Source organism: Streptomyces sp. NPDC059785, assembly GCF_042732375.1.
In the GTDB taxonomy this organism is placed as follows: Bacteria; Actinomycetota; Actinomycetes; order Streptomycetales; family Streptomycetaceae; genus Streptomyces.
The window spans coordinates 43,577-67,503 of sequence record NZ_JBHWHV010000053.1; the positions used below are offsets into that span (position 1 = coordinate 43,577).

Below are 23,927 nucleotides of genomic sequence, written 5' to 3' on the forward strand. Positions count from 1 at the left end.
GCCGTCAGGCCGCGCCCCCGTTGGCGAACACGACCTGGCCGTTCATCCAGCGGCCCTCGGGTCCGGCCAGGAAGGCCACGGCGTGCGCGATGTCCTCAGGGGTGCCGAGCCGCTCCAGCGGGGACGCGGCGGCGATCCGCTCGACCAGCTCGGGGCTCTTGCCGTCCAGGAAGAGCGGCGTCGCGGTCGGCCCGGGGGCCACGGCGTTGACGGTGATGTCCCGGCCGCGCAGCTCGCGGGCGAGGATGAGGGTCATCGCCTCGACCGCCCCCTTGCTCGCCGCGTAGGCCGCGTACGTCGGCTGCTGGAGCCGGGTGACGGAGGTGGAGAAGTTGATCAGCGCGCCGCCGGGGCGCAGCCGCCTGGCGGCGAGCTGGGAAACGACGAACGTGCCGCGCACGTTGACCCGGTGCATCCGGTCGAAGTCGGCCAGGTCCATCTCGGCCAGCGGCGCGAGCAGCATGATCCCGGCGGTGTTGACCACCACGTCCACCCCGCCGAAGCGCTCCTCGGCGATGTCGAAGAGGGCCGTCGTCGCCGTCTCGTCCGCGATGTCGCCACCCGCGGCGACGGCCGTGCCGCCGGCCTCCTCGACGGCCTTGACCACTTGCTGGGCGCGCTCGGCGCTGCCGGAGTAGTGCACGACGACCGCCATGCCCTGTGCGGCCAGGGCCCGCGCGACCGCGCCGCCGATCCCGCCCGAGGCGCCGGTCACGAGGGCGACACGGGTGGCGGGCTGCTGGATGTCGGTCATGGCTGTTCTCCCTCTCGTCTTTGTGGACGATGAGTACACTAACAGCATGTAGACCAACAGTCCATATCTATATGGCTGGCCAGTCCATATAATTGGCCCCTCGTGGATCGAGGCCGCGCCGGGCAGGCCGGTCGTGCCGGACGAGGAGGAGAGGCATGGGGGCTACGGAGGGAACTGACGCCGAGGGGTCCGGCGCGCTCAAGCCGGGCCGCGGGCGCCGCCGGGCGGAGGACGTCCGCCACGCGACGCTGACCGCGGCGGCCGACCTGCTGCTCGCCGAGGGGGTCCACGCCCTGACCTTCTCGAAGGTCGCCGCCCGCGCCGGGGTCAGCAAGATGACCCTCTACAAGTGGTGGCCCTCCCCCGGAGCCCTGGCCTTCGATGCCTACTTCGACACCTTCGAAGAGACCCTCGCCTTCCCCGACACGGGGGACATCAGGCGCGACCTGACGACGCAGCTGCACGCGTTCGTCGACCTCCTGAACCGCAACGGCCCCGCCATCTCCGGGATCGTCGGCGCCGCCCAGGGCGACCCCGACCTGGCCGAGGCGCTCTCCACGCACTACGTCGAAGAACGGCGCAGGCTCGCCGTCGAACGCCTCACGCGCGCGCGGGAGGCCGGCCAGATCCGTGCGGAGGTCGACCTGGAGACGATCGTCGACCAGCTCTGGGGGGCCGCGTACCACCGGCTGCTGATGCCCGCGCAGCCGCTGACCACTCAGTTCGCGGACCGGCTCGTCGCCAACCTCTTCCTGGGCGTCGCCCCGGACCCGGCGCAGGGCACCGGCTGACCCGACCCCGCCGGCGATCCGTCACTGGAGGCTGCGCGTAGGACTCGTCGTCGGGGACGGCGTGGTCGGGGACGGCCTGCTGGAAGCGGTGCTCCCGGACGGTGCGGCGCCCAGTCCGAACTGGGCCGCTTCGAGGGTTCCCGTGCCGTTGCCCGAGGTGCGGGTGCCGGCCAGGTTGAGCCGGAGGGTGTTCTTCGTGGCGTAGCGGGTGTACCAGATCTCGTCGATGCCCAGGTCGGCCATCGCCTTCTGCTGGGTCCGGGTGGGCTCGGTGACGTACTGCCTGCTGACGATGAGCTGGTCGGTGTCGGTGAAGGTGAAGGCGGCCCGGTCGCCGCCGTTCCGGTAGGTCCAGCGGACCCTGCTGTAGTACTCCTTGGGGTAGGCCGACTCGGGGTACCGCTCCGGATCGGACTCCGTGGCCGTCACCGTCTTGGTCGAGTAGGCGCCGACCATGCGCTTGCCGCTCTTGGTGTCGTCGACGAGGAAGACGGGCACGGTCGCGGAGCCGAACTCCTTGCGCAGGTGGAGGTCGGCGCCGATCGTCGCGTACCGGCCGACGTTGCCGCGGCCCCAGCGCCAGTGCGCGACACCGTACGGGAAGGGCTTGTTGCCCCAGTTGTGGTCGTGGTAGCCGCGCCCGGTGAAGGAGCGCTTCTTGCCGTTCACCGTGATCGTGCCGGTGGCCGTGCCGGACGGCACCGCGCACAGCCAGCCGAAGTAGTGCTGGGTGTCGCCGAGGAAGACGATGCCGGTGCCCGGCCGGAAGGGCCGCACCTGACTGGTCAGCGTCAGGTCGACTCCGACATCGCCCGACTGGCCTTTCATCCGGTACGTCTTGAGGTCGCCGGAGAGGGTGAAGGGGCCGAGGCGCACGTCGCAGCGGTCCTTCGAGCTGGAGAAGTCGTCCCAGGCGAACTCGCGGGCGCCGCCGTGACCGGTGCCGTCCGGATCGGTCACGGTGACGCTCGACCTGGGTTTGCGTCCGGCCTGTCCTGGCGCGGGCACGAAGCCGTCGTCCAGGCGGGTGCTCAGGGTGAAGGAGACGACCGTGCCGTCCTCGCCGGTGAAGTCGGAGTACCACCACTCGAAGACGTCGGGGTTCTCGTTGTGGGCGGCGGTGCGGTAGCCGTCCTCCCAGGTCTGGATGGAGTCACGCCTGAGGCCCACCCGGGCGAAGTCGGCGTCGGTGTGCCCGTAGCCGTTGGCCGTGAGCTCGCTCTGGGTCGGCGACGTGGTCGTGGCGGGCGCCGGGGACGCCCCCTCCTTCTCGTCACCGCCGCCGCACGCCGTCAGGGCCGCGCCCGGCAGCGCCACGAGCATGCCCGCGGTCGCGGTGCCCCGCAGGAACGTGCGCCGCGACGGTGCCGCGGCGCCTTGGTGCAGAGTTTCGCCTTCGTCCATGACCGGGTCCTCCCGTGCACTCGACGAGGTGTCCATCGTGTCCGTCGACGGCTCAGGAGGCCGTCGCCTGCCTTGGCTGCACACTGTTCACCAATCGCCATCGGTATATCAGTCGGTACGGCGCTTTGGGCTTGCTGCGGTGGGAATGGCGGGTTATGCCCCTACGGCGAAAGCGCTCATTTCGGCGCGTCGTTCCCCGTCCGGCGCGGGCAGGGCGGGGCGTAGCCGAGGCGGGGGAAGTGGCGGGTCCACTGGGCACGGCTGATGGTGGCGCGGACGCGGTCGCAGGCCTCGGCGAGCGCCCGGCGGATGTCCGTGTACCAGACCTGGACCAGGCGGTGGGCGGTCACGGTGAGCACGGTGCCGTCCGTGCCAAGGGGGCGCACCTCCTTGACCGACCCGCCGGGGTTGGTGAGGAAGGCAAGCGGATCGGGGTGCGCGGCGTCGGTCACGTCCCAGGCGTTCACCGCGCCGTCCACGCCGACGGTCACCGCCACCCGGCCGTGGGTGACGAGGGCCACGTTGGCGACGATGTCGGCGTGCCTCCCCAGCACGCCCAGCCGCCGGTAACGGGGCAGCCGGCCGAGGTCCCACAACCTGCCCGTACGGTCGTCGCTGCCGCTCAGCAGGGTGCGGCCGTCGGGGCTGTAGGCGAGGGCGTCGACGAAGTGCCGGTGTCCGCGCAGCACGGCGACGGTGGTGACGTGGTGCGGGCGGGTCACGTCCCAGATGCGGATCGTCCGGTCGTCCGAGCCCGAGGCCAGGGTTCTTCCGTCGGGGCTGAAGGCCACGGGCTTGACGTTGGCGGCGTGCCCGGGCAGCACGGCGAGGGCGCGGGGGTGCGCCGGTTCGGTCGTGTCCCACAGGCGCACCGTGTCGTCGTAACTGGCGGTGGCGGCCATCCGCCCGTCCCGGCGGACGGCGACGGAGTACACGGCTTCGGAGTGTCCGGTCGGCCGCTGCGCCACGAGCCTGGGGTGCCGGGGGTCGGCCACGTCCCACAGCCGGAGCCTGCGCTCGGTGTCCGCGCCGATCAGTGTGGTGCCGCGCTGGGTGAACTCGATGAAGTTCAGGCCGACTCCGTCGCCGCCGATGGTGCCGAGCCGCCGGGGACGCCGCGGATCGGCCATGTTCCACAGGTCGATCCTGGAGCCGTCGGCCATGGCCAGGGTGCGGCCGTCGGCGGTCACGGCCGGTGTGTGCCCGACCGGTCGCGGGCCCGCCGGTGCGACGGACAGGGCGCTGAGCAGGGCGTCGCGCGTCCGCTGCTGCGGGGCCAGGTGGTAGGCGGCCAGGGCGATCTGGGCGGCCAGGGACGGATCGCGCGGGCTGAGCCGTACCGACTCGTCGGCGGCGCGCAGGACGACGGCCTCGTTGCGCTGCCGCGTGACGGTGTGCTGGGCCCGTACGGCGAAACCGGCGGCGGCCACGGCGCACACCAGGAGGACGACCAGGGCACCGACCAGCCGGCGCAGTCTGCGCAGCCGGCGGCGGCCGCGCCGCTGCTGTTCCGCCGCCGCCGACTCGCCCGCGTCGAGGAAGGCGCGTTCCCTGGCGGTGAGCGCCTGCCGGGGCAGGTCCTTCACGGCGGCGAGGCGCACCCCGCGGTACAGACTGTCGGGGTCGTGGTCCAGGGACTCCCACGCGGTGGTGGCCTCGGTGAGCGCGCGGTGCAGCCGTTCCTGGTCGCGGTCCTGGTCGAGCCAGTCGCCGAGCCGGGTCCAGCAGCGGATCAGCGCCTCGTGGGCGATCTCGACGTGGTCGCCGTCGACGGTCAACAGCCGGGCGCGGGTGGCCTGTTCGAGGACGTACGCGGTGTCGGGGCCGTCGTCGAGTTCCTGGCGCGGCACCCGGCGCTTGGTGTCCTCGGTGCCCTCGCCCAGGGCGACGAGCCGCAGGAACAGCCGTCGCGCGGCCTGCTGCCGGTCGTCGCTCAGGGCGCGGTGGAAGGCCTCGGCGGTCTGGGTGAGCGCGCCCTCGAAGCCGCCCGCCGCCCGGTATCCGGCGAGGGTGAGGGCGTTGCCGCGCCGCCGGCTCCAGGTCTCCAGCAGGGCGTGGGACAGCAGGGGCAGCGCACCCGGGCGGCCGTGGGCGTCGGCCGTGAGGGTCGTCAGCAGGGCGCTCTCGACGGTCAGCCTGGCGCGGGCGGCGGGCCGGACGATCGCCGCCCGCAGTTCTTCGGAGGTCATCGGGCCCACAGGGTGGTGCGCGTGGGCGAGGACGTCGACCAGGGCGGGCAGCCTCGTGCAGTGGGTGTAGAAGTCGGACCGTACGGCGATGGCGACCCGGGTCCGGCTGTCGGGGGCCTGTGCCGCATGTACGAGCGAGGCGACGAACCGCTCCCGCTCCCGCGCGTCGCGGCACACGGTGAACACCTCCTCGAACTGGTCGACCACGACGAGGAGTTCGTCCGCCTCCGGGTCCGTCGCGGCGTCGGTCGCGGCGTCGGTCGCGGCGTCGGTCGCAGCGTCGGTCGCGGGCCGTCCGGCGAGGATCTGCCGCACCATCCGGTGCAGGGCGCGCGGCTCGGCCGCGAGTTCGCCGCGCACCGGGCCGGGTGCCACGCCGGCCCGGGCCGCCAGCCTGAGGGCGCATTCCTCCAGCGGATGCGGACCGGGGGTGAAAACCAGCGGGGAAACACCGGAAAACGCAGAAAGGACGCCCGCGTTCAGCACCGACGACTTACCGGAACCCGAAGCCCCGAACAGGACAAGGAGCCTTTTCTCCTTCAGGTGTTCGACCAGGGTGCCGGTGAGCTTCTCGCGGCCGAAGAAGAAATCGGCGTCGGATCTCCCGAATGCGGCCAGTCCCGCGTAGGGCGGCCGGGCTCCGTCCCCGTGCCGGTCCTCCGCGGCCGCCGCCGCGGGAGCGCTCGCGGCGGCGCACGCGGCGGCCGTCCGGCGCCAGATCGCCTCCCATTCGCCCTCGTCACCGCCGCAGGACCGGACGTAGGCGAGGGTCACGGCCAGGGTGGGAAGTTGACGTCCGCCCGCGGCCGAGGAGAGCGCCGCGATCGAATAGTGCGCACGCTGTGCGAGCTGGCGGTAGGTGGGACTTCCGGCCCGCTGCCGCAATTCCCGCAATCGCGCGGCCATTTCGGGCAATGGCCCGCCCTCCGCGTCCAGCGGCCGCTCTCCCCGTGGCATCCGTGGGCCCCCTCCCCCAGCGTGCTGCGAATTGTTCACCATGCGTTTGTTCACTGCCAGTCCGTCGAACGTGAACAACGCAGGCGGGGCTAGAAAAAGGGAAGCACCGGCGCCGCACGACGCATACGACGGCCGCCGTCGTGCCCCGGCGACCGGCGGACCGCGCCGTACGCCGTACTCCTTTCGTTCTTTCCGCGACCTCCCTGGAGGTGGACTTCCCGTGCACCATGACGCGTTCGACGCCACGGCGATGCAGACGGAGCCGGTGTGCCCGCCCGGCGGTGTCCCCCCGCAGGCCGGCACCGGCCACCGTCCGGACCCCGGACAGGACTTCGACGAAATCTTCAGCGCCCTGCTGCCCAGGCTGTACCGCCGTTCGGCGCAGCTCACGGGCCGTACGTCCCACTCCGCCGAGGACGCCGTCCACGACGCCTACCTCAAACTGGCCGCACGTCCGCAGCGGTTCCTGAGCCATCCGGACCCGTACGCCTACGCGTTCAGCGCCCTGCTCAGCGTCATTCGCGACCGGCTGCGGCGCGAGCGCCGGCTGGTGCCGACCGGTGACAGCGAGGCCCCCGCCGCGGGCGCCTGGGACGGGGGCGTGGAGCGGCGTACCGCCCGGATGGATCTCGTACACCTGCTGGCCTCGCTGACGCCGCGGCAGGCGAGTTCGGTGATCCTGGTCGACATCGACGACTACACCCTCGACCAGGCCGCGGCCATCATGGGGGTGCATCCCGGCACGGTCGCGCGCACCCGCGCCCGCGCCCTGTCCCTGCTCCGCCGACGTGCGCGGCGCGATGACGCGCAGCCGTGAGCGGCCGGGCTGCGGGGCACCGCCCGTGTGTCACGTGGGGTCGGCCGGGGGGACGCTCAGCAGCGTGCGGTAGGTGGCGGTGTCGTCGGGTTCGCCGACGCGGCGCCCCTCGGCCTCGACCCAGGCGTGGGCGGCGAACGGCGAGGTCCGCACGCCGGTGCACCACGTGGGCCAGGTGCCGCCGAGCCGGCACAACAGGGCGGTGGCCAGGGAGCGTTGGAGGCAGTAGCGCCCGGAGCACAGGACGCTGACCGCGGTGACGTCCTGCCGGGCGCGCAGCGCGGTGGCGTGGTCGGCGGGCGCGGCTCCGCGGCGTACGGCGCACAGGACGGTCCGCAGGCGCCGGGGCGGCAGGTGCGCCAGCAGCCGGGCCGCCCCGACGGCGGCGCCGGCGGCGGCGCGGCGCCGTGCCGGGGGACGGCGGCCGGTGCTGTCCAGGGTCTGGCTCACGGGGTGCCCGCAAGGAGCCGGGCGCGCGTGAGCCGGTCCAGGAACGCCGCTACGTCGGCCGCGGCGCGTGCGGGGTCGACGGGGCGGGTGGCGGCCAGGCGGTCGGCGATCCGGTCGGGGGTCGCGCCGTCGAGAAGTGCCTGGACGACGGCCGCGCCGGTGGCGTTGAGCTGCCAGTAGCGTCCGTCGCGTTCGTCGAGCAGGACCATGCCGTCGTCGGTGGGGCAGCAGGTCACGTCATCGCGCAGCCGTCGTGTCACGGGGGTGCTCCTCTTCGAGGGGGTCGGGGGCGGGACGGGCGGCGAGGTCGCGCAGCCATTCCTCGGCTCCCAGGGTGTTCTCCAGCGCGGGGGCGCCGCCGCCGTTCAGGCCGGGGCTGAGCAGCGCCCGCCGCAGCGCGCCCTCGTCCGCGACACCGGCGGCGACCAGGTGCGAGGACTCGGCCCAGTCGGCGAGCCCGCGCTGATGGGTCTTCAGGCCGCGGTGCCAGTCCGGGCCGCAGTGGTCCTTCGTCGTGCGGTCCAGCAGGTGGGCGGGGACCAGGCCGCGCAGCGCGGCGGCCAGCAGCGGCTTGTAGGACCAGGGGTGTCCCGCGTGGTGCGGGAGCACGGCGGCGCAGGCGGTCAGGACGGCGTCGTCGCAGAACGGGCTGTCGGTCGGAAGCCCGTCGGCCGAGGTCGCGTCGTGCACGAGGGCGGCGATCCGTCCGGCCTCGCGCATCTGGTGGAGCCAGGCATGGCGGCCGGGATCGGCGGACAGCGGTTCGGCCTGTCCGGCGGCGCGGCCGAGCAGCGCGGCGAGCCGTTCGGCGGCCTCGTCGCTCGCCCAGGGCGGCAGGGCGGGCATCGGCCCCCACGGTCCGGGCGCGGCCGTCTTTCCCGGATGCGCCCGGCCGAGCCATGCCGGGTAGGAGCGGCCGTCCAGCAGCATCCGGCCGGTCGCGGCCGGGGACCAGCGGTCGCGAGCGGCGAAGCCGAGGGCGTGCCGCAGCGCGGTGCGGGGCTCGCGGCGCAGCAGGGCGTGGACGTACGAGGGCGGCGGGACGACCGCGTGATCCCCGCCGTGTCCGGACAGCCGCAGCACCGCGCCCTCGGCGAGCAGTGCGCGGGCCAGGTGCCGCTGGCGGGCGCGGTCGCGCAGCATGACCGCCGGTTCGTCCAGGGGTGCGCGGCGCCGGTCGAGCCCGGTGAAGCAGGCGGGCAGTTCCGCGGAGGCGAACACCAGGGACGTGGTCCCGGGCAGGCGCTCGACCGCGTACCGGGCGTAGTGGCGGTCCTGGTTGCCTGGCGTGTCCCAGTCCATGGTCGCGGTGACGAGTCGGGCTCCGGCCTCGGCGGCCAGGAAGCACAGGGCGGTCGAGTCCATGCCGCCGGACAGGTCCGCGGCCAGCACTCGCCCGGACCGGACGCGCAGCGCCACCGCGTCGCGCAGGGCCCGCCGCAGGTGCGTGGCGCCCTCGGCCGGCGGGAGTTCGGCGGCGGGCGGCCGCCACCAGGCGGCGGTGCGGGTCCGGCCGCCGGGATCCGTACGCAGCGCGTGTCCGGGCGGGACGGTGTGCACCCCTGTCCACATGGCGGCACCGGCCAGCGGGTGCGGCAGGTGCGGGACGGCGAGCCGGGCCGCGAGCTGTGCCGGGTCGGGGACGGCGGCGGTGAGGCGGGCCAGGGTGTGTGCCCGGTCGGCGTACACCGTCGTGTCTCCGGCTGTCGTCCAGTACAGCCGCCGGCCCCCGAAGGCGCTCCCCCGTGCGTAGCCGTGTCCGTCCAGAACCGCGACGACGTGGAAGCTGCCGTGGACCGGGCGCAGCACGCGTTCCAGGTCCGTGGCGTCGCGGACACCCCTCATACGGGCCGAGAGATCCGGGGCCGTCGTGGACGAAGTTCCGATCACCGCGCACCGGCGGTCGCCCGCCGTCACGACCGCCATCTCGTCCGGCCGCCAACGGCCCAGCAGCCACGGCCGCCCGGACGGGTGGGGGACCATGTCGGCGCCTCCCGCCGCCCGCAACCGGGCCGCCGGTCCCGCCGCCCCCGCACGGTCCGGCAGCACCACGAACCAGGACGTCGCCGTATTCACGCGGTCCCCCCTCCTCCCCCGGGCCGTGCGGCGTCCGCCCGGCCCCGGGCATGCCGGTCAGCACCCGAGGGGCGCGGACCGGCATGCCGTCACGGACTTTCAGGTGCCGACGCGGTATCCGCCGATGCCCTCGGGCCAGGTGCCGATGGCGCCCTGGGTGAGGTCGGTGAACTCCCCGGCCTCGTCCAGCAGCGGGGTCTCGTACACGTCGGCGGGTTCGATGTTCAGGGTCTCGTTCACTGCGGTCGCCTTCCACTCACGGGCGAGACGGCCTGTCCGCCTCGTCAGATACACGAACGGCCCGCCGCTCACGCATGACTGCGTCACCCGGACGAGTGAAGGAGGGGAGGAAAGCCGCAGATGACCGCCCTGCGCGACCTCACCCGACGTCCGCGTTCGCCCGCCGCCTACCGTTGGCCCAGCACTGCCGACCTGGTGAGGAGACACATGACCTGGGCCGAACGCACCGTGGAGCGCGACGGTGTCCGACTCGTCTGCCGCGACCGGGGCGGGGAAGGACCGCCCGTCGTCCTGCTGCACGGGCTGGCCGGTCACGCGGGTGAGTGGGACGCCGTCGCCGAAGTCCTAGGCGCCCGGTACCGGCTCGTCGCCGTCGACCAGCGCGGCCACGGAGCGAGTGAACGCCGTCCGCACGACACGAGCCGTGCCGCCCACGTCGCCGATGTCGTCGCCGTCGTCGAACGGCTCGGGCTGCGACGGCCGGTCCTGATGGGCCAGTCGCTGGGCGGCCACACCGCCATGCTCACCGCCGCCGCCCGTCCGGACCTGGTACGCGCGCTCGTGCTCGTCGAAGCGGGCCCCGGCGGCTCGAGCCCGCAGGTGCAGCAGGACATAGGCCGCTGGCTCGGCTCCTGGCCGGTGCCCTTCCCCTCGCGCGACGCCGCCGGCACGTTCTTCGGGGGCGGCCCGGTCGGCGCGGGCTGGGCCGCCGGGCTGGAGGAACGCGACGGCGGATGGTGGCCGCGCTTCGACCGCGATGTCATGGTCGCCTCGCTCGCCGAGAACGCCCGCCGGTCCTGGTGGGACGAATGGGCGGCCGTCACCTGCCCCGCCCTGGCCGTCCTGGGCCAGGACGGGATCATCCCGGCCCAGGAGATCGACGGCATGTTCCGGCGGCGCCCCGGCCTCACGGCCGTGAGCGTCCCGCGGGCAGGACACGACCTGCACCTGGAGCACCCCGCCACCCTGGCACGGACGGTCGGCGACTTCCTGGCCGCCGTCGTCGCCTGAGCGGACGGCAGGGCCACGGCGCCTACCTGGGCGTGATCGCGATGCCCTCGGGCTGGTGGCCGGTGGGGAGGTTGACCCGGACCTTCGCCGTCGCCGTGTCGACCACGGAGACGGTGTCGGAGGCTTCGTTGGTGACCCACGCGCGGCCGCCGCCGGGGCTGACCGCCACGCCCTGCGGGGTCTTGCCCACGGGGACGCGGTAGAGCACGCGGCCGTTGGCCGTGTCGATGATCAGCAACGCGTTGGCCGAGGAGTCCGCCGCGTAGAGACGCTTTCCGTCGGGGCTCACGGCAAGACCCAGCGGAGCCTTTCCGACCGGCCAGGTGGCGGTCACTTTATCGGTGGCCGTGTCGATGACGGAGATGCTGCCGGCCCCCGTATTGGCCACATACACATATTCTCCGCCGACGGTACTGGTGATACCGCTCGGAAAGTCCCCCACCGGGATTCTGGTTTCCACCCGATTCTCCTTGGAGAGTACGGTGACATCATTACTACCGCTGTCGGTGATGTATGCGGTCCCGTCCGGAATGGTGGTGATGCTGTGCGGGAGTTCGCCGACGCGAGTGGTCGCGACGACCTTCCGGCCGGCGGTGTCGATGACCGAGACGGTGTCGCTCCCCCAGTTGGCGGCGAGCACTCGTTTCCCGTCCCGGCTGGGGTAGGCCGCGAAGGGCCGCGTCCCGACCGGCACCGTCGCCACCACCTTGTGACCGCTGGTCTCGATGAAGGAGACGGTGTTGGACTGGCCGTTCGCCACGTAGACCTGGGAGCCGTCCGGGGCCGCACCCACGCCCGTGGGACCCTTGCCGACCTGCGTCGTCGTCAAGGGCTTCGCCAGTTGGACGTCGTAGGAGGAGACGCTCGCGGACCCGCTGTTGGCGACGTACGCGATCAGCCGCACCGGATACTCCTGGACCGGAGTGGGCTCCGGCCCAGACACCGCGGACGGTGCGGACTGCACGGAGGACGGCACCGCGGCCGAGGTGCAGACCACGACGGCGGCGGCCAGCCCCAGCCGGACACGGAGACCCGTACGGCGGCGCACGGAATGCTGCCCCTCAGACCGGGCGGACGTGTCACCGGCGGGCCGACGGGCGCCTGGGAAAGAGAACGGCACGTATAACTCCTCTGCGGCTGAAGGGGCGAAAGCTCGTGCGCGGAACGCGACTGGCCAAACGTCCTGAGAGGGTTTTTGTGCACGGCCGGGCGAGGAAGTCGTTTTTTCGGATGCGGGCAATCGGACCAAAGGCGGTCACTTGCCTTCGTCGACAATTCGACATTTACCGCGAGGCGACTTATCCCCGCCCTTATCCGTCCTCGCCTCGAGGGTGTTCCGCTCCGGGGGACAGACAGAACTCGTTGCCTTCCGGGTCGGCCAGTACGACGTTGTCCGCGCGCCGGGCCCGCACCGTCGCGCCGAGCGCGGTCAGGCGCTCGGTCTCCGCCTCCGGGTCCGCGGCGAGCAGGTCGACGTGCACGCGGTTCTTCACGCGCTTGGCCTCCGGCACGAGCTGGAACCACAGCCGGGGTCCGCCGCCGGCCGGCTCCACGAGCACGGTGGGGTCGTCCTCGGCATTGGTGATCCCCAGCGCGCGCAGCCGGGCGAGCTCCGCGTCGTCGTAGGGCGCGACGGCATAGCCGTCCAGCGCCGCGGCCCAGAAGCGGGCGGTGGCCGCGGGACGCGCGCAGTCGAAGACGATGTCGTGGAGTCGCGCCATCCGCCCATGCTCCACAGATCAGAGGTGTGTGTCACAGGGTTTTCGGCGCCTGCCCGGAGGCTCGCGGGCCGGGCTGCCTCACGTGGTCCGGGTACGGGCCAGCTCCCGCAGTTCGGTGCGCGCCGCCGGGACCGCACGGGCGGTGTCCCAGTAGGGGTGCCACCAGAGCCGTACGGACAGGCGCAGCAGGCGGCGGCGCAGGGCGGCGGTGTCCCGGCGCCGGGACGCGGCGAGCGCGTCGTAAGCGGCGTTGAAGGCGAGCTGCGTCCGCACCAGGTCGTCGGGGAAGTCAGTGGCGTTCATGCCCGCATTAGATCGCGTGTTCGATTTTTTTGTCACCTCGCGGCGCCACGACACCCGGACGGCCGGGCGCCGCGACACCTTGAGGACTGCCGGAGCCCCTAGGCCACCGTCAGCACGATCTTGCCCTGGATGTGCCCCCGGGCAGCGCGTTCGTGGGCCGCGCGGGCGTCCGCGAGCGGGAAGGTGCTGTCCACCGCGACGCGCACCGTGCCCGCGTCGAGCAGGCGCCCCAGTTCGGTGAGTTGCGCGCCGCTGGAGCGGACCTGGGTGCCCGAGACCGTGACGCCGAGCCTCGCGGTCTCCTCGTCGTCGTACTCGCCGAAGAACACCGGGAACAGGGCGCCGCCGCGCTTGAGCGTGCGCAGGAAGCGGCGGCTGCCGCGGCCGCCGACACAGTCGAGGACGAGGTCGACGTCGCGCACGGTGTCTTCCGCGCGGGCCTTGGTGTAGTCGATGAACCGGTCGGCGCCGAGTTCGCGCAGGAACGCCTCGTGCGCGCCCGAAGCCACGGCGATGACCTGCGCGCCCTTCCACTTGGCCAGTTGCAGCGCGAAGTGCCCCACGCCGCCCGCGGCGCCGTTGACGAGCACCGTCGTACCGGCGCCGAGCGGCACCGTGCGGTGCCGTGCCGCCTGGAAGGGCGAGGGGTGGTCGTGGCCCAGCTCGATCAGGAACTGCCAGGCCGTCAGTCCGGCCATCGGTGCCCCGGCGGCGTGCACGTGATCGAGGCCGGCCGGCTTGTGGGCGAGGTCCGAAGCGGGCGCGGCCACGTACTCGGCGTAGGCGCCGCCGTCGAAGCCGGGGAAGCGGAGCAGGCCGAAGACCTCGTCGCCGACGGCGAAGCCGGTCACGTCCGCGGCGACGGCCTCGACGACTCCCGACACGTCCGTGCCCGGGACGACGGGCAGGTCGAACTGGGGCCGCACCTCCGGGGGCATGTTGGTCAGCCCGTCGCGCAGGTACCAGTCCGGCGGGTTGACGCCGACCGCGCGCACCCGGACGAGCACCTCGCCCGGCCCCGGTTCGGGGACCGGCACCTCGTCATAGCGCAGAACTTCGGGCCCGCCGTGCTCGTGCAGCCGGATCGCCCTCATGGTGTGTGCCGGCATCGTTCTCCCCTGCCCGCGTCGCGGGATAGCCTTAACGGATCAGTGATCCGAATTATCCGGACCACTGATCCGAATATATGGACCACTGATCCGGACAGTCAAGCGGGACGCCGGACGGGCAAGAGGGACAGATGCGGGCCGACGCCAAGAAGAACCGTGACCACCTACTCGCAGTCGCGGGTGACGTCATCACCGAGCAGGGCGTCGACGCGTCCCTGCGCGACATCGCACGCAGGGCCGGAGTCGGCCTCGCGACGCTGCTCCGCCACTTCCCCACCCGCGAGGCGCTGCTCGAAGCCCTGCTCCGTACGGGCTTCGACGAACTGACCGCGAGGGCGGGCGTATTGGAGACGTCGGGCACACCCGAGGAGGCCCTCGAAGCGTGGCTGCGCGATTGCGTCGCCTACGCCCGCGAGTACCGGGGCGCGACCACGCTGATGGCCGCCGCCATCGCGGACCCCGAGTCCGCGCTCCACGCCTCCTGCGTGACGATGCGCGCGGCCGGTGCCCGGCTTCTCGCCCGCGCACAGAGCGCGGGCACGGCGCGCGCCGACATGGACGGCACCGATCTGTTCGCACTGGTGGCGGCGCTCGCCTGGCTCGGCGACCAGCCCGCCCTCGCACCGCGCGCCGATCACCTCTTCGACGTCGTCGCGAGCGCGGTCCGGACGGGCTAGGGGGCGTCAGCGCTTCACGGACGGGCTAGGACGCGTCAGCGCTTCACGGACGGTGCGCCCCGGAGGCGGGACCCGGCGGCCGGGCTCCGCGCGCCGGCGCGCCGCCGCCCGCCGTCGCCCCGGTGGACGACGACCACGGCGGCGAGCGCGACGCCCAGCCCCAGGGCCGTCTGCACGGAGAAGGGCTCGCCGAACGTCACCGCGCCCCACACCGCCGTGACCGGGGCCATGAGGAACATCAGCGTGTTCACCTTCGTCACGCCGGAGCGCTGGAGGATGAGCCAGTACAGCCCGTACCCGCCGAAGGTGGACAGGGCGACGAGCCAGAGGACGGCGGTCCAGAACGTGGCGTCGCCGGGTGGCCGGACGGCTCCGGAGAACGCGGCGAGGACGGTGAAGATGACCGCGCTGGTGACGCAGTGCACCGTCATGGCCGCCATCGGCGCGACCTCGGTACGGGAACGGCTCTCCAGGAAGGTCGCCGCCACCAGGCAGAGCATGCCGAGGAACGGTACGAGGTAGGCCCACCAGACCACGTCACCGCTGCCGGCGTCGGCAAGGGTCACGAGGGCGACGCCGGACACGCCGACGCCCAGCCCCAGCCACTGCGCGCGGGCGACGTACTGGCCCAGCAGCGGTCCGGCGAGCGCGCCCGCGACGAGCGGCTGGGTGCCGTCGATGAGGGCGGTTGTGCCGCTGGAGACGCCGAGCTGGATCGCGTAGTAGACGGTCAGCAGGTAGCCGCTCTGCGACAGCGCGCCGATCACGGCCTGCCGGGCCACGTCCCGCACCGCGAGACCTCGCCAGGGCGCCCGGCAGACGGCGGCGAAGGCGGCGAGGACGAGTGCCAGGGGCAGGAACCGCCACATCAGGAGCGTGGTGGCGGCGGCGCTGCCCGCGCCGAGTTTCGCACCGATGAATCCCGAGCTCCAGCAGAGCACGAAGGCGGCCGACAGCAGGACGTTCATGTCGCGACTCCTCTCTCGCTATACAGATCGGTATACCCCGTTCGGCCCGAGTCACTATACAGATCGGTATACAGTGGAGGAGTGAGCAGTACGGGAACGCCGCGACGGATCACCATGACCCCGGCCGCCCGCCGCGCCCTGGAGGCCGCGGGCAGGCTGTTCTACGAGCGCGGCATCCATGCCGTCGGGGTGGACCTCATCGCCGCCGAGGCGGGGGTCACCAAGAAGACCCTGTACGACCGCTTCGGCTCCAAGGACCGGATCGTCGTGGAGTACCTGGCGGACCGCGACGAACGCTGGCGGGCCTTCCTCGCCGGCCGCCTCCACGCCGCGCCGGCCACGCCGCGGGACCGGATCCTGGCCGTCTTCGACGCCTCCCGCGCGTGGGCGCGCGAGAACAGCTCCAAGGGGTGCGGCATGGTCAACGCCCATGCGGAGATCAGCGACCCGGCGCACCCCGCGTACCCGCTCATCACCGGTCAGAAGGCGTGGATGCTCGCCCTCTTCACCGACCTCGCCCGCGATATCGAGCCGCCCGCCGCTGCCGAGGACGGCGCCAGGCGCGGTCATACGGAGCTGGGGCGCAGCCTGATGCTCCTGCACGAAGGGGCCCTCGTCGCGCACGGCCTGAGTGTCTTCCCCGACCCGCTCGGCCACGCCCGTGACCAGGCGTCGGCCCTGCTGCGTCCGGCGTGACCGCCCGCCCGGCGCCAGGACCGGAACGGCCTCGGCGACCGCCCGGCGGCCGACGGTGCCACCCCTCCCCGCGATACCGGTTACGGCGCACGGACGGCCTCCGGTGGCGCGTCCGCCTGCTGCGCGATGGGATCAAAGATGTGCGAGTCGGCTGTCCGTGGGCACCTGAACCCCTGAAGCCAGACGAATGAGCAGCCGGTGAAGGGATGAGCATCGTGGCACGACCCAGGATCTTGGTGGTCGGAGCGGGCTTCGCGGGAGTGGAGTGCGTGCGGCGGCTGGAGCGCAGACTCCGCCCCGACGAGGCCGACCTGACACTGGTCACGCCGTTCTCGTACCAGCTCTATCTGCCGCTGCTGCCCCAGGTCGCCTCCGGGGTGCTCACCCCGCAGTCGGTCGCCGTCTCGCTGCGCCGCAGCCGCAGGTACCGCACCCGCATCCTCCCGGGCGGGGCCATCGGAGTGGACCTGAAGGCGAAGGTCTGCGTCGTCCGCAAGATCTCGGGCGAGATCGTCAACGAGCGGTACGACACCATCGTGCTGGCCCCGGGCAGCATCACGCGCACCTTCGACATCCCGGGACTGACCGACCACGCCCGGGGCATGAAGACGCTCGCCGAGGCCGCGTACATCCGCGACCACGTCATCTCGCAGCTCGACATCGCCGACGCCAGCGAGGACGAGGCGGAGCGGGCGGCGCGGCTCCAGTTCGTGGTGGTCGGCGGAGGTTACGCCGGTACGGAGACGGCCGCGTGCCTGCAACGGCTGACGCACGCCGCGGTCAAGCGCTACCCGAGGCTCGATCCGCGGCTGATCAAGTGGCATCTGATCGACATCGCGCCGAAGCTGATGCCCGAGCTGGGCGACAAGCTCGGCCGCAGCGCCCTGGAGATCATGCGCAGGCGGGGCATCGACGTCTCGCTGGGTGTCTCCATCGCGAAGGCGGGACCCAAGGAGGTCACGTTCACCGACGGCCGGGTGATCCCGACCCATACGCTGATCTGGACCGCCGGTGTCGCGGCGAGCCCGCTGATCGGCACCCTGGGCGCCGAGACGGTCAAGGGACGTCTCGCGGTCGCCTCGGAGATGTGCCTGCCCGGACACGACGGCGTCTTCGCGCTCGGCGATGCCGCCGCCGTGCCCGACGAGGCCAAGGACACGGAGGGCGCCGTCTGCCCGCCGACCGCCCAGCACGCGATGCGGCAGGGCAAGCACGTCGCGGACAACGTCATCGCCTCGCTGCGCAACCAGCGCATGACGCCCTACGTCCACAAGGATCTGGGTCTCGTCGTCGACCTCGGCGGCCTGGACGCGGTGTCGAAGCCGCTCGGCGTCGAGCTGCGCGGGCTGCCCGCGCTGGTCGCCGCGCGCGGCTACCACTGGTCGGCGCTGCGCACCAACGTGGCGAAGGTACGGGTGGCGACGAACTGGGCGCTGAACTCGGTGGCCGGTGACGACTTCGTCCGCACCGGTTTCCTGACCCGCACGCCCGGCACGCTGCGGGACTTCGAGTACACGAACGCCTATCTGAGTCCGGAGGAGATCAAGGAGCGCGTCGGGAGCGGCTGACGGCGACGGCCGGTCGCACCGCACGGCATCGTGGCGAAGCGCGGCGGTGCGGTGCGGCCGGTCCGCCGGGAGGGGCCGGTGCCCGCGACGAACGCCCGTGGCGGTCGTCCGCGGACGCCGGCCCTTGCGCGTCCGCACACCGGCCGGCCTCGGCTGTCCCATGGTGCGGGCCTCGCTCCGTCGCCGGCGTGTGATCTTCGGCGTCCGGCGTGTAGGGCGAGGCCTCCGGGGCACTGGCATGCCCGAGCCAGTGATGCGGGCGGAGGCGAGGGCCGGTGGCGTCCGGACCTGCGTCTCCTGCCCGGTCGCGAGGGCTCGGCGCCCGACCGGCGCCAGGCACCGAAGAGCGAGGAGCACCGCCGATGCAGCAGACGAGACCACCGTCGACCGGCCGTGGACCAGCGGGCGACGGCATCGCCACGAACGCCGACGCGCACCTCGGCGGCACCCCGGCGGCACGCGCGGCGGCGAACGTCTTCACCCGGCACGTCGACGCGGTGGCGGCCGGGGAGACTGACGTCCCGCTGCCCGGCGGCGGCCGTACCGCCGAGCGCTTCGAGGCGCTGGCCGCGGCCGCACGCGAGGACCTGTGCGCCGCCCGGCTGCTGGAGGGCCATCTCGACGCCGCGGCGATCCTCGCCGAACTCGGCGGCGAACCGGTCGGACCCGGGCAGTACTGGGCCGTGTGGGCGGCCGAACCGCCGGGCTCCGGGCTGACCGCCACGCGTACGGCGGACGGGTGGGTGCTCGACGGGCTGAAGAAGTACTGCTCCGGCGCCCACACCTGCACGCACGCCCTGGTCACCGCCCGCGCCGAGGACGGCCGACGGCTGTTCGCGGTACGCACGGGCGTGTCCGACGACGTCCTCGACGGCGGCCTGTCCGGCGCCCCGCCCGGGAACTCCGGGGGGCCGGAGTCCGAGGCGCGTCCCGGTTGCCGGCCGGTGCCCGGCACCTGGCGGGCCGTGGGCATGGAAGGCAGCGACAGCCCGGACGTCCGCTTCACCCAGGTGCCCGCCACGGCGGTCGGCGACGTGGAGGCGTACGTGCGCCGTCCCGGCTTCCAGCACGGCGGGGTCGGTGTGGCCGCCTGCTGGTACGGCGGGGCGCAGGCGGTGGCGCGGGTGCTGTTCGAGCGGGCCGCGCGGCGGGGCGATCCCTTCACCGACGCGCACGTCGGTGCCGTGGACCTGCGGCTGCACACGGCGTGGACGGTGCTGCGCCGGGCGGCCGAGGAGATCGACGCCGACCCCCTGGACCGGGCCGGTACGGCGGCGGTGCGGGCGCTGCGCGTACGTGCCCTGCTGGCGCAGACCTGTGCCGAGGTACTGGACGAGGTGGGACGTGCGACCGGCGCGGGGCCGCTGTGCCATGACGAACGGCACGCGCGCACCGCCGCCGACCTCGCCGTCTACATCCGTCAGCACCACGCCGAGCGGGATCTGGCCGCCCTGGGCGAAGCGGTGACGCGCGGCGCGGGAGCCGGCCGATGACGGCGCCGCGCACCGGGACGGGCAGCGGGTACGCCGACCCGATCCAGGCGCCCGGGACCGACGAGGAGCGCTGGCGTTCCTGGGCGGGCTGGAGCCGCATGCCCGAGTTCGTGCTGCCCGGGGCGGGGCGGGTCGTGGTGGTCGCGGCGCACCCGGACGACGAGGTGCTCGGCGTGGGCGGCACCCTCGCCCGCCTCGCCGCCGCGGGACTGGCGGTGACCGTGGTCTCGGTGACGGACGGCGAGGGCTCCCACCCCGGCAGCACCCGTCTCTCCCCCGGCCGCCTCGCCGAGCTGCGTGCCCGTGAACTGCGCGACGCGCTGGACGAGTTGGGCGCGGACGGCGCGGAGATCGTACGGCTGCGGCTGCCCGACACCCGGGTGGCCGACCACGAGGGCCGGCTCGCCGCCGTGCTCGTGGACCTGCTGCCCGGCGCCGCGCTGTGCCTCGCGCCGTGGACGGGTGACGTGCACGGCGACCACGAGGCGGCCGGCCGCGCGGCCACGGCCGCCGCCCGGGCGGCGGCCGTGTCGTGCCGCCTCTACCCGGTGTGGCTGTGGCACTGGGCCGAGCCGGACGACCCGCGCGTGCCCTGGCGGCGAGCGTCCCGGATCGAGCTGCCGCCCGCCGTGCAGGCCCGCAAACGGGCCGCGGTCGAGCGCTTCGCCAGCCAGATACGGCCCCTGGGCCCCGATCCCCGGGACGCCGCCGTGCTGCCTCCGCGGGAGCTGGCCCATCACCTGCGCGACCGCGAGGTGGTCTTCGCGTGACCCGCCCGCGTACTCCGGACACGTACTTCGACGACATGTACCGCTCCGCCGCCGATCCGTGGAGCCTGGCGGAGCGCTGGTACGAGCGGCGCAAGTACGACCTGACCGTCGCCGCGCTGCCGCTGCCCCGCTACCGGCGGGCGTTCGAGCCCGGCTGCTCGGTCGGCGAGCTGACCCGCCGGCTCGCGGACCGCTGCGACGCCCTGCTGGCCTGCGACCGCGTCGAGTCCGCGGTGGAGACGGCCCGCCGCCGCACCCGGGACCTGCCGCATGTCGAGGTGCGCCGCATGCTGCTGCCCGAACAGTGGCCGGAGGGCTCCTTCGACCTCATCGTCCTGTCCGAGCTGCTGTACTACCTCGACGGCGCCGCGCTCGACGGGCTCCTCGAGCGAGCGGTGGCGGCACTGGAGCCGCACGGCACCCTGGTCACCGTGCACTGGGACCATCCGGTGCCCGAGCATCTGACCACCGGCACCGGGATCGCGCGCCGGCTCGCCGGACTGCCCGGCCTCGGCCTGCTCGCCGACCACCGCGAGGAGGACTTCGTCCTCCAGATCCACCAGCGCACCGGCCCCGACGGCGGCCCCGCCATGTCGGTCGCCGCCGGAGAGGGCCTGGTGTGAGCCCGGACGTCGCCGTCGTCGTCCCCGCCCACGACGAACAGGCGCTGCTGCCCGCCGCCCTGGCCGCGGTCGCCCGCGCCGCCCGCCATCCCGCGCTCACCGGCACGCGGGTACGGACCGTGGTGGTCGCCGACGCCTGCCGGGACCGTACGGCCGCGCTGGCCAGGGACGCCGGGGCGCTCGTCGTCAGCACCGACTGCCGCAGTCCGGGCCAGGCCCGGCACACGGGCGTCCGCTACGCGCTGAACCGGTACGCGGACGCACCCGGCAGCCTGTGGATCGCCACCACGGACGCCGACAGCACCGTTCCCCCGAACTGGCTGGCCCACCAGCTCGCCCGGGCCCGCGAAGGGTGGCAGGCCGTCGTGGGGACCGTCGTCCTGCCACCCGCCTCTCCGCTGGCCGCGCCACATCGCGCCCTGTACGAGGCGACCCGGCCGCCGGGCGCGGCGACCTGGCACCACCCGCATGTGCACGGCGCCAACCTGGGCATCAGCGCCGCCGCGTACCTGGACGTCGGCGGCTTCCCGCCCCTGGCCACCGGCGAGGACCGGGCCCTGGTCGAGGCCCTGGAACGCCGGGGCCACCGCGTACTGCGCACGTCCCTCTGCCCGGTGCTCACCTCGCCCCGCCTGCACGCCCGGGCGCGCGGCGGTTTCGGTGACTACCTGAGGAGTTCGGTGTGGACGGACGCGCACGGGCTTCCCTAGGCTGTTGATCAACATCGGTCGACGACAGTGGAGTTGTCGACCACAGCGGAACCAAGGGGGCGGGGTGTACGGCAATCCGCTGTACCACTGGGCAGTACTGGCGGTGTCCACGGCGCTCGTGCTGCCGCTGTCGGCGGCGATCCTGGCCGGATGGACACCGCCCCGGCCGCGGAACCGCCGGGCCGGAATGCGGCTCCGCGCCCACGGCCTGCTGTGCGTGTACGCCCTCATCCTCGTCAACGGCGTCCCGCGCGTCGCGGACGCCTCTGCCGAGACGGTCATGGTCTGCACGGGCACGGGCTTCGTTTTCCTCGCCGCCGCGGCGGTGCTGTTCCTGCTCGCGGGCCGCAGGGACGCGGCGGAGCCGACACGTTGAGGTCCCTCGGGGGAAGCGGCACGGGTGAGGTCGGCGACGCGGTACGGGCCGCCCCGCTCCCCCACCAAGGCTCAACTCATCCCCGCGTCCGCCCTTGACCCAGCCCCTGGCGACCGAAGTTCGCGGTCGTGTCGCGCAGTGCCTCCAGTGCGGCTTCGATCAGGGGGTGGTCCGAGCTGCCGCGGCGGACGGCAGTCAGGAACTGACGCACCGGGGCCGGGTCGCCGATCAGGGGGACCCGGGTGACCGGGTCCGGGGGCAGCGGCACGATCCTGGGCAGCAGACAGACGCCGAGCCCTTCCGCGACGAGCGCGGAGACGGCGTACCGCTTCTTGACCTGGTGGACTATTCGCGGGGTGAAGCCGGCGGCCGCACACGCGGCGGTCACCAGGGGGTACGTGTCGTTGTTGTACGTCTTCACGATCCACGGCTGGTCGGCCGCTTCCGCCAGCCGGATCCCTCCGGGCCGGGTGAGCCGGTGTCCCTCGGGGACCAAGAGGTCCTGGCGGTCGGTCATCAGCGGGGCCTGTTCGAAGCGGGCGTCGGTGACGGGCGGCGCGTCCGGGCCGGGCAGTACCAGGGCGATGTCCGCCTCGTCGGCGAGCAGCAGCCGGTAGCACTCGGCGCTCTCCTCCTCATGGATCAGCGGCTCGACCAGCGGGTGCGCCCGGCGCAGCCGGGCGGCGGCCGGACCCGCGAGCGCGGCGAGGGCCGAGGAGACCCCGCACACACGCAATGTGCCCTGGAGCGCGCCGCTCTGCCGGGCCAGTTCGGCCTGGGCCGCCTCCCACTGCGTCCACAGCGTGTCGGCGTGCCGGAGCACGATGTGTGCGGCCGGCGTGAGCCGCACCCGCCGCCCTTCGGGGCGCAGCAGTTCCACGCCCAAGTCCCGTGACAGCAGACGGAGTTGTTGAGAGACGGCCGAGGGAGTCAGGTGCAGCGCGACGGCGGCAGCGGTCACCGTGCCGTGTTCGGCGAGCGTCCGCAGCACATGCAGTCGACGGTCAATCATGTAGTCCAGCCTAAGCACTTACGTGCACAAACATTCGCTGGACGTGAACATTCGCTGGACGTGAACATTCGCGATCAGCGCGGTGCCGGTGCCCCACGGACGCAGGGGGCCGCGGATGCGTACGGTCCCGGTGCCGGCACGAGCGGCTGCGGCTCTCCCGTACGGGCCGTCGCCCGCCGCGACTGACTCCTCGTACCTCCGGGGTGCGGGCGCGGGCCCTCACCGGCTCGGCGCGAGCCGTTCCGTACCCTTGCGGCATGCGCATGCGTCCCACTCTGAGCTGGACCCCCACCGAGGATCTGCCGCCGGGCACCACCGATGTGGCGCCGGTCGCGGACGCGCTGGGCGCCGGCGGTGTGCTGGTGCTCAGCGGGGCCGGCATCTCCACGGAGTCGGGCATCCCCGACTACCGGAGCGAGGGCGGGAGCCTGAGCCGGCACACCCCGATGACGTACCAGGACTTCACCGCCGACGCCGGGGCCCGCCGCAGGTACTGGGCACGCAGCCACCTGGGCTGGCGCACCTTCGGCCGCGCGCGGCCCAACGCCGGGCACCGGGCCGTGGCCGCGTTCGGGCGGCACGGTCTGCTCTCGGGCGTGATCACCCAGAACGTGGACGGCCTGCACCAGGCCGCGGGCAGTACGGGCGTCGTGGAACTGCACGGCAGCCTCGATCGCGTCGTCTGCCTGTCGTGCGGGACCCTCAGCCCGCGCCACGAACTCGCCCGGCGCCTCGAGGAGGCCAATCCCGGCTTCGAGCCGGTGGCGGCCGGGATCAACCCGGACGGTGACGCCGATCTCACGGACGAGCAGGTCGGCGACTTCCGTGTGCTGCCCTGCACGGTCTGCGGCGGCGTCCTCAAGCCGGACGTGGTGTTCTTCGGCGAGACGGTGCCGCCGCGGCGGGTCGAGCACTGCCGCGCGCTGGTCGACGGGGCGGCTGCGCTGCTGGTCCTCGGCTCCTCGCTGACGGTGATGTCCGGGCTCCGGTTCGTCCGGCAGGCGGCCCGCGCCGGCACACCGGTGCTCATCGTCAACCGGGACGCCACCCGGGGCGACCCGCACGCCGTGACCCGGGTCGCGCTGCCGCTGGGCACGGCCCTCACCGCCGTCGCCGACCGCCTCGGCATCCTGGTCGACGGCGAGGCGGTGGCCTGAGCGAGTCGGGGCCCCGAGGAGCAGCATGCGCAGGGCGGCCGGGCCGGTGTCGGCC

25 protein-coding genes are annotated in these 23,927 nt (G+C 73.5%); 12 read left to right on the plus strand and 13 right to left on the minus strand.

Annotated elements, in window-relative coordinates:
• Positions 1 to 4: 4 nt before the first annotated feature.
• Positions 5 to 754, minus strand: a complete 750-nt coding sequence (locus tag ACFV6E_RS32155; RefSeq protein WP_385175761.1) for an SDR family oxidoreductase — start codon at positions 752 to 754, stop codon at positions 5 to 7.
• Positions 755 to 909: 155 nt separating this feature from the next.
• On the opposite strand from ACFV6E_RS32155, the gene ACFV6E_RS32160 reads away from it, so the two are divergent.
• A complete protein-coding gene (locus tag ACFV6E_RS32160) occupies positions 910 to 1,545 on the plus strand; it encodes a TetR/AcrR family transcriptional regulator C-terminal ligand-binding domain-containing protein (RefSeq protein ID WP_385466410.1) in 636 nt (211 codons plus the stop codon).
• Between the two features lie 21 nt (positions 1,546 to 1,566).
• On the opposite strand, the gene ACFV6E_RS32165 is transcribed toward ACFV6E_RS32160, so the two are convergent.
• Together ACFV6E_RS32165 and ACFV6E_RS32170 are read right to left on the minus strand one after the other, a co-directional pair.
• Entirely contained in the window at positions 1,567 to 2,949 is a 1,383-nt protein-coding gene (locus tag ACFV6E_RS32165) for a lipocalin-like domain-containing protein (protein ID WP_385175756.1), read from the minus strand.
• A 176-nt stretch (positions 2,950 to 3,125) separates the two neighbouring features.
• Positions 3,126 to 6,044 carry an XRE family transcriptional regulator gene (locus ACFV6E_RS32170; protein WP_385466413.1) on the minus strand — a complete coding sequence of 973 codons (2,919 nt, stop codon included), beginning with the start codon at positions 6,042 to 6,044 and terminating at the stop codon, positions 3,126 to 3,128.
• Between the two features lie 271 nt (positions 6,045 to 6,315).
• Between ACFV6E_RS32170 and ACFV6E_RS32175 the strand changes: the two genes are divergently transcribed.
• Entirely contained in the window at positions 6,316 to 6,912 is a 597-nt protein-coding gene (locus tag ACFV6E_RS32175; RefSeq protein WP_385466416.1) for an RNA polymerase sigma factor, read from the plus strand.
• 30 nt (positions 6,913 to 6,942) lie between these two features.
• Here ACFV6E_RS32175 and ACFV6E_RS32180 read toward each other — a convergent pair whose 3' ends face one another.
• From ACFV6E_RS32180 to ACFV6E_RS32195, 4 genes are all read right to left on the minus strand, one after another.
• A complete protein-coding gene (locus tag ACFV6E_RS32180; protein WP_385466419.1) occupies positions 6,943 to 7,362 on the minus strand; it encodes a lasso peptide biosynthesis B2 protein in 420 nt (139 codons plus the stop codon).
• The gene (locus ACFV6E_RS32185) at positions 7,359 to 7,622 is read right to left on the minus strand and encodes a lasso peptide biosynthesis PqqD family chaperone (protein ID WP_385175744.1); all 264 of its coding nucleotides are present in this window, start codon (positions 7,620 to 7,622) and stop codon (positions 7,359 to 7,361) included. Before ACFV6E_RS32185 ends, ACFV6E_RS32180 begins: the two co-directional genes overlap by 4 nt.
• Positions 7,600 to 9,438 (minus strand): asparagine synthase-related protein, encoded by a 1,839-nt coding sequence (locus tag ACFV6E_RS32190; protein ID WP_385466422.1) that lies wholly within the window; start codon positions 9,436 to 9,438, stop codon positions 7,600 to 7,602. Before ACFV6E_RS32190 ends, ACFV6E_RS32185 begins: the two co-directional genes overlap by 23 nt.
• A 99-nt stretch (positions 9,439 to 9,537) precedes the next feature.
• The gene (locus ACFV6E_RS32195) at positions 9,538 to 9,678 is read right to left on the minus strand and encodes a lasso RiPP family leader peptide-containing protein (RefSeq protein WP_385175738.1); all 141 of its coding nucleotides are present in this window, start codon (positions 9,676 to 9,678) and stop codon (positions 9,538 to 9,540) included.
• Positions 9,679 to 9,885: 207 nt separating this feature from the next.
• Here ACFV6E_RS32195 and ACFV6E_RS32200 point away from each other — a divergent pair, with 207 nt between their 5' ends.
• Complete coding sequence (locus ACFV6E_RS32200) at positions 9,886 to 10,689, plus strand: alpha/beta fold hydrolase (RefSeq protein WP_385466425.1); 804 nt, start codon at positions 9,886 to 9,888, stop codon at positions 10,687 to 10,689.
• 22 nt (positions 10,690 to 10,711) lie between these two features.
• On the opposite strand, the gene ACFV6E_RS32205 is transcribed toward ACFV6E_RS32200, so the two are convergent.
• From ACFV6E_RS32205 to ACFV6E_RS32220, 4 genes are all read right to left on the minus strand, one after another.
• Positions 10,712 to 11,737: a beta-propeller fold lactonase family protein gene (locus tag ACFV6E_RS32205; protein WP_385466428.1), complete on the minus strand. Its 1,026-nt coding sequence runs from the start codon at positions 11,735 to 11,737 to the stop codon at positions 10,712 to 10,714.
• 262 nt (positions 11,738 to 11,999) lie between these two features.
• The gene (locus ACFV6E_RS32210) at positions 12,000 to 12,410 is read right to left on the minus strand and encodes a VOC family protein (protein ID WP_385466431.1); all 411 of its coding nucleotides are present in this window, start codon (positions 12,408 to 12,410) and stop codon (positions 12,000 to 12,002) included.
• 78 nt (positions 12,411 to 12,488) lie between these two features.
• Positions 12,489 to 12,713, minus strand: a complete 225-nt coding sequence (locus ACFV6E_RS32215) for a hypothetical protein (protein ID WP_385177100.1) — start codon at positions 12,711 to 12,713, stop codon at positions 12,489 to 12,491.
• Between the two features lie 98 nt (positions 12,714 to 12,811).
• Positions 12,812 to 13,822 carry an NADP-dependent oxidoreductase gene (locus ACFV6E_RS32220; protein ID WP_385466433.1) on the minus strand — a complete coding sequence of 337 codons (1,011 nt, stop codon included), beginning with the start codon at positions 13,820 to 13,822 and terminating at the stop codon, positions 12,812 to 12,814.
• A 131-nt stretch (positions 13,823 to 13,953) separates the two neighbouring features.
• On the opposite strand from ACFV6E_RS32220, the gene ACFV6E_RS32225 reads away from it, so the two are divergent.
• Positions 13,954 to 14,499: a TetR/AcrR family transcriptional regulator gene (locus ACFV6E_RS32225; RefSeq protein WP_385177104.1), complete on the plus strand. Its 546-nt coding sequence runs from the start codon at positions 13,954 to 13,956 to the stop codon at positions 14,497 to 14,499.
• 35 nt (positions 14,500 to 14,534) lie between these two features.
• On the opposite strand, the gene ACFV6E_RS32230 is transcribed toward ACFV6E_RS32225, so the two are convergent.
• Positions 14,535 to 15,467 carry a DMT family transporter gene (locus tag ACFV6E_RS32230; protein WP_385466436.1) on the minus strand — a complete coding sequence of 311 codons (933 nt, stop codon included), beginning with the start codon at positions 15,465 to 15,467 and terminating at the stop codon, positions 14,535 to 14,537.
• A 114-nt stretch (positions 15,468 to 15,581) separates the two neighbouring features.
• Here ACFV6E_RS32230 and ACFV6E_RS32235 point away from each other — a divergent pair, with 114 nt between their 5' ends.
• The 7 genes from ACFV6E_RS32235 (at position 15,582) to ACFV6E_RS32265 (ending at position 21,703) form a co-directional block, all read left to right on the plus strand.
• Complete coding sequence (locus ACFV6E_RS32235; RefSeq protein ID WP_385466453.1) at positions 15,582 to 16,163, plus strand: TetR/AcrR family transcriptional regulator; 582 nt, start codon at positions 15,582 to 15,584, stop codon at positions 16,161 to 16,163.
• 206 nt (positions 16,164 to 16,369) lie between these two features.
• Positions 16,370 to 17,731 carry an NAD(P)/FAD-dependent oxidoreductase gene (locus tag ACFV6E_RS32240; RefSeq protein ID WP_385177108.1) on the plus strand — a complete coding sequence of 454 codons (1,362 nt, stop codon included), beginning with the start codon at positions 16,370 to 16,372 and terminating at the stop codon, positions 17,729 to 17,731.
• Positions 17,732 to 18,093: 362 nt separating this feature from the next.
• A complete protein-coding gene (locus tag ACFV6E_RS32245) occupies positions 18,094 to 19,224 on the plus strand; it encodes an acyl-CoA dehydrogenase (RefSeq protein ID WP_385466439.1) in 1,131 nt (376 codons plus the stop codon).
• Positions 19,221 to 19,994, plus strand: coding sequence for a PIG-L deacetylase family protein (locus ACFV6E_RS32250; RefSeq protein ID WP_385466442.1), 774 nt, complete (start codon positions 19,221 to 19,223; stop codon positions 19,992 to 19,994). The genes ACFV6E_RS32245 and ACFV6E_RS32250 overlap by 4 nt, the downstream gene beginning before the upstream one ends.
• A 35-nt stretch (positions 19,995 to 20,029) precedes the next feature.
• The gene (locus ACFV6E_RS32255) at positions 20,030 to 20,617 is read left to right on the plus strand and encodes a class I SAM-dependent methyltransferase (RefSeq protein ID WP_385466455.1); all 588 of its coding nucleotides are present in this window, start codon (positions 20,030 to 20,032) and stop codon (positions 20,615 to 20,617) included.
• Positions 20,614 to 21,327, plus strand: a complete 714-nt coding sequence (locus ACFV6E_RS32260; RefSeq protein ID WP_385466445.1) for a glycosyltransferase — start codon at positions 20,614 to 20,616, stop codon at positions 21,325 to 21,327. The genes ACFV6E_RS32255 and ACFV6E_RS32260 overlap by 4 nt, the downstream gene beginning before the upstream one ends.
• Positions 21,328 to 21,391: 64 nt before the next feature.
• Complete coding sequence (locus ACFV6E_RS32265; RefSeq protein ID WP_385466448.1) at positions 21,392 to 21,703, plus strand: hypothetical protein; 312 nt, start codon at positions 21,392 to 21,394, stop codon at positions 21,701 to 21,703.
• 76 nt (positions 21,704 to 21,779) lie between these two features.
• On the opposite strand, the gene ACFV6E_RS32270 is transcribed toward ACFV6E_RS32265, so the two are convergent.
• Complete coding sequence (locus tag ACFV6E_RS32270) at positions 21,780 to 22,715, minus strand: LysR family transcriptional regulator (protein ID WP_385466451.1); 936 nt, start codon at positions 22,713 to 22,715, stop codon at positions 21,780 to 21,782.
• A gap of 257 nt (positions 22,716 to 22,972) precedes the next feature.
• On the opposite strand from ACFV6E_RS32270, the gene ACFV6E_RS32275 reads away from it, so the two are divergent.
• Positions 22,973 to 23,872 carry an NAD-dependent protein deacetylase gene (locus ACFV6E_RS32275; RefSeq protein ID WP_385177766.1) on the plus strand — a complete coding sequence of 300 codons (900 nt, stop codon included), beginning with the start codon at positions 22,973 to 22,975 and terminating at the stop codon, positions 23,870 to 23,872.
• Positions 23,873 to 23,927: the final 55 nt, after the last annotated feature.